Raw genomic sequence first — 13,708 nt, forward strand, 5'->3', positions numbered from 1 at the left:
GCCTCAGGCTTGGCGGCGCGCGGCCTGGGGCTTTATGCGGGCCGCAAGGAACTCCTTGACCCGCCGCCCCGGTGCTGGACCGCGCATCGGCTTGAAGCCGTCGTCGAGCTCGCCTGAGAGGTCAAGCGTCGCTCGCTTGCCGACGGCGTCGTAATTCTCCTCCAGCCAATCACTGGCTGCAGTGCGGCCAAGGTCGCGCAGATAGGTCAGGAACGCCCATTCGGCATTGACCTTGGACGATGCCGATAGATCCTTGAATGCCTCGTCGGCATCGATGCGGTGCATACGGATGTCGCGGTATTCGCCATGCGGTAGCCGGCCGGCTGCAATCAGCTCCTTGATGAAGGCGATCGAGCGGAATTCGCGCAAGAGTCCGGCATTGAAGGTGATCTCGTCGATGCGATTCTGGATTTCGTTGGCGCTCTTCGGCGTCCCCTCGCGGACCACCGGATTGATCTGCACCAAAAGCACGTCCTCGGTGGCAGCCGTCTTGAAGAACGGGAACAGCGCTGGATTGCCGCCATAGCCGCCATCCCAGTAGGGCACGCCCTTGATCTCGACGGCGCGGAACAGCTGCGGCAGGCAAGCCGACGCCATCACCGTGTCGAGGTCGATCTCACCATCGGAAAAGACACGCAACTGCCCGGTCTCGACATTGGTCGCGGAGATGAACAGCTCCATCGCCTTGCAGGCGCGCACATTGCCGAAATCGATCTCCTGTTCGATCACATCGCGCAGCGGATTGAGGCCGAGCGGGTTGGCGACATAGGGCGAAAACACCCGCGACATGGTGTCGAAAAAGAGATAGCCCGGCGTGTTCTCGATCGACCAGTTGCCCCAGGCCACGTCCCACGGCATGCGCTGCACCGGGCTGAACCGGCCCTTCCGCGCCACCGCGCGCCAGAAATCGTCGAGCTTCTGCCGCGCGCCCTCGACGCCGCCGCGGACGAAGCCGTCGGCCAGCGCCACCGCGTTCATGGCACCGGCGCTGGTGCCCGAAACCGCCGCGATGTCGAGCCGTCCGTCCTCCAGCAGCTGGTCGAGCACGCCCCAGGAAAAGGCGCCGTGCGAGCCGCCGCCCTGCAACGCGACATTGATCTTTTTGGGCTCCTCCGCCTTGCCGTTTGTCGTCATGGCGTTGTCCTCGATTTGTCGGCCGGATTTGTTCGCACGCTCAAATTCACTGCGCAGTCCAGCCGCCGTCGACCGAAATTTGCGTGCCGTTGATCTGCGCTGCCGCATCCGAGCACAGGAACACCGCGGCAGCGGCAACTTGCTCGACCGTGACGAATTCCTTGGTCGGCTGCTTGTCGAGCATAACCTCGCGGACCACCGTGTCGCGGTCCATTTTGTTCGCCTTCATCTGGTCGGGGATCTGCGCCTCGACCAGCGGCGTCAGCACATAGCCGGGACAGATGGCGTTGCAGGTGATCTTGTCGCGCGCCAGTTCCAAAGCGACCGTCTTGGTCAGCCCCATGATGCCGTGCTTGGCCGCGACATAGGCCGATTTGAACGGCGAGGCGACCAGCCCATGGGCCGAGGCGATGTTGACGATCCTGCCGCCGCCGGCTTCTCTCATCAGCAGGATGGCGGCGGCGATGGTATGGAAGGCCGACGACAAATTGATGGCAATGATGGCGTCCCACTTCTCGCCGGGAAATTCTTCGATCGGCGCGACATGCTGGATGCCGGCATTGTTGACCAGGATGTCGACCGAGCCGAAGCTCTCGGCTGCCTTTGCGACCAGCGCCCGGCATTCGGCCGGCTTCGACATATCTGCCTTGATGTAGACGGTCTTCACGCCATGATGCTTGGCGATCGCGTCGGTGATGGCCTGGTCGTCGGCCGTGTCGGAAAAGGAATTGACGACGATGTTGCAGCCATCGGCGGCGAGCGCATGGGCAATTGCCAGACCGATGCCCGAGGTGGAACCGGTGACGATGGCGGTTTTTCTGCTGGGCAAGGCGAAATCCTTATCACGGCGCTAACGGACCATATTGCAGTGCAGCATATATGTCTCGTGTGGCGCAAGAACAGCGGCACAGAGTGGCGATGACATGAAATTTTTGTCATGAATGAGGACACCCTCACTCGAAGCTGTGCGCCTGACACAGTGCGAAGACAGTTTTGTCAGCGATCCCCGGGGGCCACTTCAACGCGCGTTTTGGAATTTGTCATCTGGCTCATGAAAAGACGAAGAGCTTTCCGTACGGCGAGCGATGGCGGCTCGGACGGATGCCACTCCGGGAAATGACCATCGATCGCCATGCGTGCCAAGCCGTAGACAAATGCGCGGGCGGCCAGCACCAGATGATCGAAGTCGGTATCTGGGGCAACCCGACCTTGTTGTTGCGCTTGAGTCAGCAGGTCGATCATTTTCCGGCGAACGGCTTCATTCTGATCACGAAGACTATCCGATGTGTCGAAATCAATCAGCGTTCGAGAACTGATGATCTGGAAATGCGTGGGATTGCTGATCGCCCACTCCAGATAGCCTTGCCCGATCGCTTCGAAGGCCACAATGGGATCTGCGCTGTCGACTTTGGACTGTGCATCGGCAACGGCCTCAGTCAGCCGGTTCATCGCCTGTTCGGCGACGGCGGTCAGCAGTGCTGATTTCGACCGAAAATGCCGGAATGGCGCGCCGGGCGAAACGCCGGCACGTTTTGCCGCCTCACGCACCGAGACATGCTCGGCTCCCCGCTCTTCGATGATCTCCACGGTCGCAGCGATCAAGGTCTCAACCAGATTGCCGTGATGATAGCGCTTGGGGTTGGCGGCTTCGCCGGAATCCGTCGGGCTGGTCATGCCTGCCAATAGCACGACGCCGACATGTAATCACCGATTATTTTCTTGCGTCCAAGCGTTTGGTATGTAATCAATGATTACAACTTCAATGGAGGTTACCATGCTTCGCATCATCGCAACGACAGCCCTTGCTTTCTCCTTACTGTCGCTCGGGTCTGCCCAGGCCGAAGATCGGCCAACCCTGCAAATCGTCTGGCCGGCGGCCGGTTCGGTCATCGAACTCGGCAAAGATCCCGAGAGGGCGATAGGCGTCGTCGTCAGCAGCAACTTCACGCTGCTGCCAGCGGGTGAATGCGACGGCGTCAGCCAATGCGGCCACGTGCATATGAAGATCGATCCTGCCGGAGATCCCTGCAACATCCCCGGCAAGCCGTACAACAGCATGAACAGCGACTTTGGCGGCGATCTTATCAAGGCTCGTTTCGGCCATTGTCCGGATGCCGCCGGCAAGCACGTGATCGGCGTGCTACTTGCCGATGATCATCACAAGCCCATTCTTGTGGACGGCAAGCCCGTTACGGCTCTGGTGACGGTGACGACGAAATAGTACGGGTCGGGCGGCACTCATTCGAGGCGGAGATTTCTGACCCGGCCTGCTGATGAGTGATGAGCGATTTCGGCCGGGCTTAGTCCGGCCGGCGATCACGACATCGTGTCGAGCTTGCGCTGCATGGCGGCGATCTGTTCTTTCAACTCCTGAAGGTCGTCGGGTTTTTCCGACGTCTCTTTCCTGGCCGGCTCCGCCGGCGCCGCGGAAGAGCCATTCGAGCCTGCGGGTGGGAATGGCGTGAACAGGCGCATGGCATTCTGGAACATCTCCATGTTGCGGCGCGTCTGCTCTTCCAATGCCTTGATCGGCGTGGCGATCTTCATCATGTCCAGCGGCGACTTGCCCAAGGCACCCTTCATCTGCTCGCGGAAGCGTTCTTGTTCCTTCGAGAAGGCGATCATCGATTGTTCGAGGAAGCTCGGCACGATCATCTGCATCTGGTCGCCGTAAAAGGCGATCAACTGGCGCAGGAACGGAATCGGCAGCATGTTCTGCCCTTCCTTGTTCTCCAGTTCAAAGATGATCTGGGTCAGCACAGGATGGGTGATGTCGTCGCCGGTCTTGGCGTCCTGGACGGTGAACTCCTCGCCCTTCTTGACCATTTCGGCAAGGTCCTCGAGCGTCACATAGGTGCTGGTGCCGGTGTTGTAGAGGCGGCGATTGGCATACTTCTTGATGATAATCGGTTCGTCTTTCGCGGCCATCAGTATCCTCCCGGGACACCGGCGCATTTGAGTAAGCTGCCGGTAACGATTGCGCCTTTTCAAGGATATGCGCAAAAGCGTCGTAATTCCAAGCGGTTTGTGCAGTGCGGGATCAATTAATGCTGCACGGCGGGCTAAAAATGCTGCGCAGCAAAGGGCGCGCTGTTGCAATGACGATGCGCAGCCTGCTTGCGGCGCATGGCCGGCATGCCCATTTTCCGGTTTGACTTGGCTCATTGAAAGGGCAAGAAAAGCCCTGACGATACAAACTACGATACCAAAACCTCGATACCTCGAAGTCTGGAGAAGAACATGTCCGCTGCCATCGTAGTCGCCAGTGCTGCGCGCACGCCCGTCGGTTCCTTCAACGGCGCCTTCGCCGCCACGCCGGCGCATGAGCTTGGTGCCATGGTCATCAAGGAGTTGTTGTCTCGCGCCGGTCTCGATCCGGCGGAAGTCGACGAGGTCATCCTCGGCCAGGTGCTGACCGCGGCTCAGGGCCAGAACCCCGCCCGCCAGGCATCTATCGAAGCCGGCCTGCCAAAGGAAACCACCGCCTGGAGCCTCAATCAGGTTTGCGGCTCAGGTCTGCGCGCTATTGCCCTCGGCATGCAGCAGATCGCGACAGGCGATGCCAAGGTGATCGTCGCCGGCGGGCAGGAATCGATGTCGCTGGCCCCGCACGCTCAACACCTGCGTGCCGGCGTCAAGATGGGCGACTACAAGATGATCGACACCATGATCAAGGACGGACTGTGGGATGCCTTCAATGGCTACCACATGGGCAACACGGCCGAAAACGTCGCTCGCCAGTTCCAGATTACCCGCGAGGACCAGGACCGGCTCGCATTGGCCTCCCAGAACAAGGCAGAGGCCGCGCAGAAGGCCGGCAAATTCAAGGACGAGATCGTGGCCTTCACCGTCAAGGGCAAGAAGGGCGACACCATTGTCGACCAGGACGAATATATCCGCCACGGCGTCACGATCGAGGCCATGACCAAGCTGAGACCGGCCTTCGACAAGGACGGCACGGTAACCGCCGCCAATGCCTCCGGCATCAATGACGGCGCCGCCGCCGTGCTGCTGATGACCGAAGCGGAAGCCGCGAAGCGCGGCATCACGCCGCTGGCGCGCATCGTGTCCTGGGCGACCGCGGGTGTCGATCCGCAGATCATGGGCACCGGGCCTATCCCCGCCTCGCGCAAGGCGCTGGCCAAGGCCGGCTGGTCGGTCGGCGATCTCGACCTGGTCGAGGCCAACGAAGCCTTCGCCGCCCAGGCCTGCGCCGTCAACAAGGACATGGGCTGGGATCCGTCGATCGTCAATGTCAATGGCGGCGCCATCGCCATCGGCCATCCGATCGGCGCCTCCGGCGCCCGCATCTTCAACACGCTGGTTTATGAGATGAGGCGCAGAAGTGCCAGGAAAGGCCTTGCAACGCTGTGCATCGGCGGCGGCATGGGGGTTTCCATGTGCGTGGAAGCGCTGTGAAGTCATCTGCAAAGCGCCGTAAAGACGGAGCGAGCAAGCCGTGAAACAGCCGGTGGCGAACAGGCTCAACCGCCGTTAGAGCGTTCCCGTTCGTCGCCCGCCGCTCAAGAAAAAGGGAGGATATCATGACAAAGGTAGCACTCGTCACTGGTGGGTCGCGCGGTATTGGCGCCGCGATCTCGATCGGCCTGAAAACCGCCGGCTATCATGTCGCCGCGAACTATGCCGGCAATGACGAAGCGGCGCAGAAATTCAAGGCAGAGACCGGCATCCCCATCTACAAATGGTCGGTCGCCGACTACGATGCCTGCGCCGCCGGCATCAAGCAGATCGAGGCCGATCTCGGCCCGGTTTCCGTGCTGGTCAATAATGCCGGCATCACCCGCGACGCCATGTTCCACAAGATGACACGCGAGCAGTGGAAAGAGGTCGTCGACACCAATCTTTCCGGCGTTTTCAACATGACGCACCCACTGTGGGGCGGCATGCGCGACCGCAAGTTCGGCCGCGTCATCACCATCTCCTCGATCAATGGCCAGAAGGGCCAGACCGGCCAGGTCAACTATTCGGCGTCGAAGGCCGGCGATATCGGCTTCACCAAGGCGCTCGCCCAGGAAGGGGCGCGGGTCGGTATCACCGTCAATGTCATCTGCCCCGGCTACATAGCCACCGAGATGGTCAGGGCGATGGACGAGAAGGTGCTCAACGAGCGCGTCATCCCGCAGATCCCGGTAGGCCGCCTCGGCGAGCCGGAAGAGATCGCACGCTGCGTCGTCTTTCTGGCTTCAGACGATGCCGGATTCATCACCGGCTCGACCATATCAGCCAATGGCGGCCAGTATATCACCTGAGGGGTTATATCACCCCTGAGGCGGCCCGTCGCCGGTAACTGTTGCACGGGTCTAACCACCCACACGGCCGAGTTCGAGGCCGGGAATTTCGGCTGTCAGGCGACAAGCTTCAGCCCTGGTTCGACTGCCGGCTTGGTCTGGGCGACTGGACCTGGCTGGCGCGAAGGTGCCGGCAGGCGGGTAAGCGACGCCCGGCTGAGACCCGACAGTTTCAAGGCGATGCGACGCTTCAGGAATGGATTGAGGTTCAGCACCGAAAGCCCAAGATTGCGGACGAACCGCTTCACCGAATTGCGGGTAAGCGCCATCTCGGTCATCGTGCCCGCCAGTTCAAGCACCTCTTGGGCCGCCGGGCGGCGCAGCGTCTCGTAGAGGTCGAGCTCGGCTTCCGGGCGCACGCCGTTCACCACGTCACCTAGCAACTGGCCAAGCACGACCGCGTCGATGATGCCGGTATTCATGCCTTGCCCTCCCGCCGGGCTGTGCACGTGCGCGGCATCGCCCATCAGGAACAACCGGTCCTTGCGATACGAGCGGACCAAGCGGTGATGCACGCGAAAACGCGAGCTCCACGCCAGATCGAGCACCCGGGTTCTTTTCTTAGTCGGTCCACGGCTGTCGAGCAGCGCCTGGATGTCGGCGAGCGCGGGCTTTTCCGGTGCGTCATCCACTGTCGCGACGACCCGGTACGAACCGTCCGGGAGCGGCGCCACCACCACCAGCCCGGCCGGTGCAAAGAACAGCGACACTTTCGTCGGCCCAACCGGCCAGTCGAGACGAACATCGGCGAGTACGAACGAAGCGTCATAGGCGGCGCCGTCGAACTCGATGCCGGTCGACCTGCGCACCAGGCTGTGCATGCCGTCGGCACCAACGACGTAGCGTGCCGATATCAGTTTCTCGCGGCCGTTCTCGGTGACCGTCACGCGTGCACCGTCAGCGTCCTGAACGACCGCCTTGGCGTCGACGACGCGGTGAATCACGCCGCCCAGGGCGGCGATCCGTTCGGCGAACACCTGCTCGGTCAGGTTCTGAGGCAGCATCATCAGATAGGGATGCCTTGACGGCAGCTTGCTGAAATCGAGATTGAGCAGCGCCCGGTTGCGGTCGCGGATGGTGAAATTCTGCAGCTTCAGGGCAAGTTCGCTCAGCCGCTGCGCGACGCCGAGAGGCTCCAGCGTTTCCAGCGTCTGCGCGTGGATGACGCCAGCCCGCGAGGTCTGAAGGCCCTCCGCCAGCCTATCGATCAGGACATGATCGACACCGGCCTGGTGCAGCACGATGGAAAGCGCCATGCCGGTCGGGCCGGCGCCAACGATCAGGACTTCCGTGGTTTCGGGTAACATTTCTCTCTCCATTTATCAACGACCGTTGACTTCCTAGACGAAGCCATTGCATTTGTCAACGACCGTTGGCATATGGCTTTCATGACCGAGAATCCGCCGAAAAAACCCAGCAAGTCGGACCGCACGCGCGCCCAAATCCTGGAGGCCGCGAGGCTCCTGTTCGCCGAGCACGGCTATGAGGGCACTTCCATCCGCGACGTCGCGGCGCATGCCTCGATCGATCCGGCCATGGTGATCCGCTATTTCCGCAGCAAGGACGAGCTGTTCGCCAGGGCGGCGGTCGTCGACCTGAAATTGCCGGCACTGCGGGTGATCGACCGAAACGCCATCGGCGAAACGCTGATCAGGCGTTTTCTCGAAATCTGGGAAGGCCCGGCCAGCGGCCCCGGCATGGCAATTCTGCTGCGTTCGGCGACGTCGAACGAATTCGCCGCGGAAAAATTGCGCGACGTATTTGGCAACCAGGTGAGGCCGGTGATTGCGGCGGCCGCTGACCCCGCCGACGCGGGTCGACGGGCCGGGCTCGTTTCGAGCCAGCTGCTGGGTCTGGCGATGTGCCGATACCTGCTGCGGCTTCCGCCCGTCGTCGCCCTGTCCCACGACGAAATTATCCAGAACGTCGGCCCTACTTTGCAGCGCTATGCCGTGGGAGAGGCTTGAACCAAGCCGTTCTGCATTGCTGGCAGTCTGGTCCTCGTGCAGCGACTGCGAGGACCGATAGACGTGGCGCCGCTTTTGTGCCAAAGCGGCACGCAAAAATTAACGGCAGCCGCCCGGCCTGTGCAAAACCCTGTTCCCCGCCTGTTGATAACAGGTGGAAAACCTGTTCATGACACAACATATTGGGGTGAACAAACCGGGAAACATGCGCCGGCGCCGATTCGTCGCCGTTTCGTTCCGGCTTTGAGCGCAGTGTTAAACGACAAAGGCTGGAAACATCCCCAAATGGTTAAGGCGCGTTAGGAAAGATTAATTTATTCAAAATGTTGGATGACGGCCGCCGACCTGCGTCGATCGTTCAGCGGCAAAGGTTAACGGCGACGTCAGCCTTGCATGAAACGGGCCAGTTCGGCGATTCAGCATGTGGTGAGACTCGGCGGCGAAAAATCCAGATGTAGCCGTGAACAAACCCTGAATCCGCGTGAGTCAGCGATTCGTAGCCGATTCGTTCCAGACTCGTTCCAACTGTTAAATCGGAACGGCGGAACGGATTGTCGACGCTGACGGAAGGCTTCGAGGTGCCAGCGGAATATTCTGCTTTCGCTTAGCGCCCAAAATCCCTATGTGTCGGCTGTCACCCGCGCCGCCACGGGGCGCGCTCCCGACAACACGAGGCAGAGAGCCTTAATTTCCAGGTCGATGAACATCCAGCCGAAACACACTGAGCCGCTGATCCTGTCAGGCCGCGACGTGACCGCTGTGCTCGGGCCGACCAACACCGGCAAGACCCATCTCGCCATCGAGCGCATGGTGGCGCATGAAAGCGGCATTATCGGCCTGCCGCTCAGGCTGCTCGCCCGCGAAGTTTATTCACGCGTCTGCGAGAAGGTCGGCGCTCACAAGGTGGCGCTCATCACCGGTGAGGAGAAGATCCAGCCCGAAGGCGCCAGATATTCGGTCTGCACCGTCGAAGCCATGCCGCGCGAGACCGACGCCGCCTTCGTTGCTGTCGATGAGGTCCAACTGGCCGGCGATCTCGAGCGCGGCCACATCTTCACCGACCGCATTCTGCACCTGCGCGGCCGCCAGGAGACGCTGCTGCTCGGCGCAGCGACCATGCACGGCATCCTCCAGCGCCTGCTGAAGGGGGTTTCGGTGGTGACGCGGCCACGGCTGTCGCATCTCGCCTATGCCGGCTCGAAGAAGCTCACCCGCCTGCCGCGACGTACGGCGATCGTCGCCTTCTCCGCCGACGAGGTCTATGCCATCGCCGAACTGATCCGCCGCCAGCAGGGCGGTGCGGCAGTCGTGCTCGGCGCGCTATCGCCGCGCACCCGCAACGCGCAGGTGGAGCTGTTCCAGTCGGGTGATGTCGATTATCTGATCGCCACCGATGCGATCGGCATGGGCCTTAACCTCGATCTCGATCATGTCGCCTTCGCCCAGAACCGCAAGTTCGACGGCTACCAGTATCGCAACCTGACGGCGGCCGAGCTCGGCCAGATCGCCGGCCGCGCCGGCCGCCACTTGCGCGACGGAACCTTCGGCGTCACCGGTCAGGTCGATCCGCTGGACGAGGAACTGGTCAAGAAGATCGAAGCGCATGATTTCGACCCGGTGAAGGTGCTGCAGTGGCGCACCGCGCGTTTCGATTTCGCCAGCCTCGACGCGCTGAAGCGCTCGATCGAGACCAACGCGCCGGTTGAAGGCCTGACGCGCGCGCTGCCGGCGGTGGATGCGCAGGCGCTCGAGCATCTGTCCCGCGACGAGGACATCCGGGCGCTTGCCACCGACGCCAGGCGCGTGGCGCTGTTGTGGGAGGCCTGCGCCCTTCCCGATTACAGGAAGATCGCCCCGGCTCAGCATGCCGACCTGATCGCCTCGATCTACATGGACCTTGCCAGGCATGGCCATGTCGACGAGAATTACATGGCCGAGCAGGTGCGCCGTGCCGACACCACCGAGGGCGACATCGACACGCTGTCGCACCGGATCGCCCAGATCCGCACCTGGACTTTCGTTTCCAACCGGCCCGGCTGGCTGGCCGATCAGGCACACTGGCAGGAAAAGACGCGCGAAATCGAAGACAGATTGTCGGATGCGCTGCATGAGCGGTTGACGAAACGCTTCGTAGACCGCAGGACTTCCGTCCTCATGCGGCGCCTTAGAGAAAATACCATGCCTGAAGCCGAAATCAGCCCAACCGGAACCGTCCTCGTCGAAGGCCATCATGTCGGCGAGTTGCAGGGGTTCCGCTTCACCGCCGACCAGAGCGCTGGCGGCGAGGACGCCAAGGCGGTGCGCACAGCAGCCCAGAAGGCGCTTGCAGCCGAATTCGAGGCGCGGGCCGAACGCTTCGGCGCCTCGGCCAATGGCGACATCGCGCTCGGCTCCGACGGCACGCTGCGCTGGATCGGCGCGCCTATCGGTACGCTGGTCGCAGGCGACGAGCCGTTGAAGCCGCGCCTGGTGCTGCTGGCCGACGAGCAGCTCACCGGTCCCGCCCGCGACAAGGTCGCGGCGCGCGCCGAGCGCTTCGTCAATTTCCAGATCGAGTCGCTGCTGAAGCCGCTGGTCGACCTCAAGAACGCCGAGCAGATCACCGGCATCGGCCGCGGCATCGCCTTCCAGCTCGTCGAGAATTTCGGCCTCATCAACCGCCGCGACATCGCCGAGGAGATGAAGTCGCTCGACCAGGAAGGCCGCGCCGCCCTTCGCCGGCTCGGCGTGCGCTTCGGCGCCTACCACATCTTCGTGCCGGCGCTGATCAAGCCGGCCCCGGCCGGACTGGTGACGCTGTTGTGGGCGCTGCAGAACGACGGCAAGGACAAGCCCGGCTTTGGCGACGTGGTTCACGCGCTGGCCTCCGGCCGCACCTCGGTGGTCATCGATCCCACCTTCGACAAGACCTTCTACAAGCTGGCCGGCTACCGTAATCTCGGCCGTCGCGCGGTGCGCGTCGACATCCTTGAACGATTGGCCGACCTGATCCGGCCCGCGACCAACTGGAAGCCGGGCCTCGGCCAGCGCCCCGACGGCGCCTATGACGGTCAGTCCTTCATGGTGACGCCGCCGATGATGTCGATCCTCGGCGCCACGGCCGACGACATGGAAGAGATTCTGAAAGGCCTCGGCTACCGGGCCGAGCCGAAGCCGGCGGTCGAGGTGAGGGCGCGGATCGAGGCACAGGACAATGCCGCGCGTGAAGCCGCCGCGGCCAAGCAGGCGGCAGAGGCACAAGCCGAGCAGGCCAAGGCGGAAGCGGCGATTGCGGACGCAGCCGCCGAGGCGCCGGCCGACAGTTCTGAGCCGGATGCAGTGGCAGAAGCCACGACCGAAGCTCCCGCCGACCCCACCACCGGAGCGGCAGCCGAGCCCGCCACGGGAGAGCAGCCCGAAGTTGCAGCCGAAATCACGCAAGAGATTCCGTCTACAACGGAAGCGGTCGATGACAGCGCTGCTGCCGAAGGCGCCGACGCCCTCACCTCCGCATCGATGGCGGAGGTCGCGGCCCGAAGCGACGCGGGTGAGGGTGTTGGCGCCGACAATGCAGATAGGGCTGATAGCGCCGACGCTCCCCCGACCCGGGCGCTACGCGCCGACCCTCCCCACGAGGGGGAGAGTGAGGCCAGCGGGCCCGCCGCAGAGGCCGAAGAACCAAAACCCATCCTTTTGTGGCGGCAGGGCCGCTTCGACCAGCGCCCACGCCACCGCCACCACGACAACCGGCCCCGTGAGAGGGACAATCGCCCGCGCAGCGGACAAGTCACGCGCGATGGCCGCAGCAACGCGCCGGCAGAGGCCGGGCAGCAGGCCGGCGCTCCAGGCGGCCGGCCAGCCCGTGAAGGACGCCGCGACGGCGACGGCGCCGGCAAACCGCGCTTCGACCGCGGCAAGTTCAAGCCCAAGCCCCAGGGCGAGGCAGGGGAACGGCGCGACGGCAAGCCGCAAGGCGAGCGTCCCGATCGTCGCGAAAGCCGGCCCGACTGGAAAGGCGGCAGGCCGGACGGCAAGGGTGGCGCGCCTGGTGGAAAGCCCGCGTTCCAGCCGAAGCCTCGCGAGGAGCGTCCGGTGCGCTTCGACCCGGATTCCCCCTTCGCCAAGCTCGCCGCGTTGCGCGACCAGCTGAAGAAGTAAGTTCGTTCGTTCCGATGGTCGCCGAAGGCCGCCAGCGCATCGACAAATGGCTGTTCTTTTCGCGTGCGGTGAAATCGCGCTCGCTGGCAGCGAAGCTGGTGGTGGCCGGACGCGTTCGCATCAATCGCGACAAAGCAGCGCAGGCCTCCGATCTGGTCCGCGCCGGCGACGTCCTGACCATCACTCTCGAGCGGCGCATCTTCGTCTGGAAGGTGCTCGGCACCGGGAGCCGGCGCGGTCCCGCCGAGGAAGCGCGCCTGCTCTACGAGGATATCTCGCCACCGCCTACGCCAAAGGGCGAGGCCGTTCGCGACGCGATCCCCGCACTGCGCGATGCCGGCAGCGGCCGCCCGACCAAGAAGGAACGCCGGGAGACCGACCGGCTGCTCGGCGACGACTGACGCATAATCGGCTTTCGTCGCATCGCCGGCTGGAAATCCATTCCGGAAACACCGGTATCGCGCGCAATGGCTGCCCTTGCAAGCGGCGGGCAAAGACGTTACCTCACCAAAAAAGCCTGCCGCATCGGGGAAACACGATGCGTGGATTCACAGTGTTAGAGCGTACCTTATGCGTCCGTTTGGACGCACGTCGCCCTGATAAAACGGGACGTCCCGGAGCCGACTGATGACCTATGTCGTGACCGATAATTGCATAAAATGCAAATACATGGACTGCATCGAGGTCTGTCCGGTCGACTGTTTCTATGAGGGCGAGAACATGCTCGTCATCCATCCCGACGAGTGCATCGACTGTGGCGTCTGCGAACCGGAATGCCCGGCCGACGCGATCAAGCCGGACACCGAGCCAGGGCTCGACAAATGGCTGCAGATCAACACCGAATACGCCGATAAATGGCCCAACATCACCGCCAAGAAGGAGCCTCCGGCCGACGCCAAATCCTTCGATGGCGAGGCCGGCAAGTTCGAAAAATATTTCTCCCCCGAGCCCGGCCAGGGCGACTAGCGCCCTGACCCCGAAATCGGGACCGATTTTCGGAAGGACTATGCGCAAGATCAAAGCGTCACAGCGTCCCCCTTGCGCGTCCAAAACGGGCGCGTGGCACCGTAATGGCGACGCCGGTTTGATCGGCATGACGCGTCATGATAGGCACCGCGCGTTAACTGCCTCGACAGGCGGAGATCGCGCTTGACCTTCGCG

General features: G+C 62.9%; 12 protein-coding genes. 7 read left to right on the forward strand and 5 right to left on the reverse strand.

Translation table 11 applies throughout. The features are described 5' to 3' along the window. Nucleotides 1–3 precede the first annotated feature (3 nt). The 3 genes from NMG80_RS19035 to NMG80_RS19045 form a co-directional block, all read right to left on the reverse strand. Complete coding sequence (locus tag NMG80_RS19035; RefSeq protein ID WP_254019514.1) at nt 4–1,134, reverse strand: patatin-like phospholipase family protein; 1,131 nt, start codon at nt 1,132–1,134, stop codon at nt 4–6. 46 nt (nt 1,135–1,180) lie between these two features. Next, complete coding sequence (locus NMG80_RS19040; protein ID WP_254019515.1) at nt 1,181–1,963, reverse strand: 3-hydroxybutyrate dehydrogenase; 783 nt, start codon at nt 1,961–1,963, stop codon at nt 1,181–1,183. A 167-nt stretch (nt 1,964–2,130) separates the two neighbouring features. Then, entirely contained in the window at nt 2,131–2,808 is a 678-nt protein-coding gene (locus NMG80_RS19045) for a TetR/AcrR family transcriptional regulator (protein WP_254019556.1), read from the reverse strand. Nucleotides 2,809–2,908: 100 nt separating this feature from the next. Here NMG80_RS19045 and NMG80_RS19050 point away from each other — a divergent pair, with 100 nt between their 5' ends. After that, the gene (locus tag NMG80_RS19050) at nt 2,909–3,355 is read left to right on the forward strand and encodes a hypothetical protein (RefSeq protein WP_254019516.1); all 447 of its coding nucleotides are present in this window, start codon (nt 2,909–2,911) and stop codon (nt 3,353–3,355) included. A gap of 95 nt (nt 3,356–3,450) precedes the next feature. Here the strand turns inward: NMG80_RS19050 and phaR are convergent, their stop codons facing one another. Then, complete coding sequence (gene phaR / locus NMG80_RS19055) at nt 3,451–4,062, reverse strand: polyhydroxyalkanoate synthesis repressor PhaR (RefSeq protein ID WP_123150291.1); 612 nt, start codon at nt 4,060–4,062, stop codon at nt 3,451–3,453. Nucleotides 4,063–4,374: 312 nt separating this feature from the next. Here phaR and NMG80_RS19060 point away from each other — a divergent pair, with 312 nt between their 5' ends. After that, complete coding sequence (locus tag NMG80_RS19060; protein ID WP_254019517.1) at nt 4,375–5,553, forward strand: acetyl-CoA C-acetyltransferase; 1,179 nt, start codon at nt 4,375–4,377, stop codon at nt 5,551–5,553. Nucleotides 5,554–5,678: 125 nt separating this feature from the next. After that, nucleotides 5,679–6,404 (forward strand): acetoacetyl-CoA reductase, encoded by a 726-nt coding sequence (phbB, locus tag NMG80_RS19065; RefSeq protein WP_254019518.1) that lies wholly within the window; start codon nt 5,679–5,681, stop codon nt 6,402–6,404. Between the two features lie 95 nt (nt 6,405–6,499). Here the strand turns inward: phbB and NMG80_RS19070 are convergent, their stop codons facing one another. Beyond that, nucleotides 6,500–7,750, reverse strand: coding sequence for an FAD-dependent monooxygenase (locus tag NMG80_RS19070; RefSeq protein ID WP_254019519.1), 1,251 nt, complete (start codon nt 7,748–7,750; stop codon nt 6,500–6,502). 81 nt (nt 7,751–7,831) lie between these two features. Between NMG80_RS19070 and NMG80_RS19075 the strand changes: the two genes are divergently transcribed. From NMG80_RS19075 to fdxA, 4 genes are all read left to right on the forward strand, one after another. Further along, nucleotides 7,832–8,410, forward strand: a complete 579-nt coding sequence (locus NMG80_RS19075) for a TetR/AcrR family transcriptional regulator (RefSeq protein ID WP_254019520.1) — start codon at nt 7,832–7,834, stop codon at nt 8,408–8,410. A gap of 699 nt (nt 8,411–9,109) precedes the next feature. Further along, complete coding sequence (locus NMG80_RS19080; protein WP_254019521.1) at nt 9,110–12,547, forward strand: helicase-related protein; 3,438 nt, start codon at nt 9,110–9,112, stop codon at nt 12,545–12,547. A 14-nt stretch (nt 12,548–12,561) separates the two neighbouring features. After that, nucleotides 12,562–12,948: an RNA-binding S4 domain-containing protein gene (locus tag NMG80_RS19085; protein WP_077375395.1), complete on the forward strand. Its 387-nt coding sequence runs from the start codon at nt 12,562–12,564 to the stop codon at nt 12,946–12,948. Nucleotides 12,949–13,174: 226 nt separating this feature from the next. Further along, nucleotides 13,175–13,513 (forward strand): ferredoxin FdxA, encoded by a 339-nt coding sequence (fdxA, locus tag NMG80_RS19090; RefSeq protein ID WP_023803892.1) that lies wholly within the window; start codon nt 13,175–13,177, stop codon nt 13,511–13,513. The last annotated feature ends 195 nt before the right edge of the window (nt 13,514–13,708 follow it).

Origin of the sequence: Mesorhizobium escarrei, assembly GCF_935825525.1 — a bacterium.
GTDB classification, from domain to species: domain Bacteria; phylum Pseudomonadota; class Alphaproteobacteria; order Rhizobiales; family Rhizobiaceae; genus Mesorhizobium; species Mesorhizobium escarrei.

Bases quoted from the DNA above. Each gene is read 5' to 3' on its own strand.
- NMG80_RS19035 (WP_254019514.1), bottom strand. From the start codon at position 1,134: ATGACGACAAACGGCAAGGCGGAGGAGCCCAAAAAGATCAATGTCGCG.
- NMG80_RS19045 (WP_254019556.1), bottom strand. From the start codon at position 2,808: ATGACCAGCCCGACGGATTCCGGCGAAGCCGCCAACCCCAAGCGCTAT.
- phaR (WP_123150291.1), bottom strand. From the start codon at position 4,062: ATGGCCGCGAAAGACGAACCGATTATCATCAAGAAGTATGCCAATCGC.
- fdxA (WP_023803892.1), top strand. From the start codon at position 13,175: ATGACCTATGTCGTGACCGATAATTGCATAAAATGCAAATACATGGAC.
- NMG80_RS19085 (WP_077375395.1), top strand. From the start codon at position 12,562: ATGGTCGCCGAAGGCCGCCAGCGCATCGACAAATGGCTGTTCTTTTCG.
- NMG80_RS19060 (WP_254019517.1), top strand. From the start codon at position 4,375: ATGTCCGCTGCCATCGTAGTCGCCAGTGCTGCGCGCACGCCCGTCGGT.
- NMG80_RS19070 (WP_254019519.1), bottom strand. From the start codon at position 7,750: ATGTTACCCGAAACCACGGAAGTCCTGATCGTTGGCGCCGGCCCGACC.
- phbB (WP_254019518.1), top strand. From the start codon at position 5,679: ATGACAAAGGTAGCACTCGTCACTGGTGGGTCGCGCGGTATTGGCGCC.
- NMG80_RS19080 (WP_254019521.1), top strand. From the start codon at position 9,110: ATGAACATCCAGCCGAAACACACTGAGCCGCTGATCCTGTCAGGCCGC.
- NMG80_RS19050 (WP_254019516.1), top strand. From the start codon at position 2,909: ATGCTTCGCATCATCGCAACGACAGCCCTTGCTTTCTCCTTACTGTCG.
- NMG80_RS19075 (WP_254019520.1), top strand. From the start codon at position 7,832: ATGACCGAGAATCCGCCGAAAAAACCCAGCAAGTCGGACCGCACGCGC.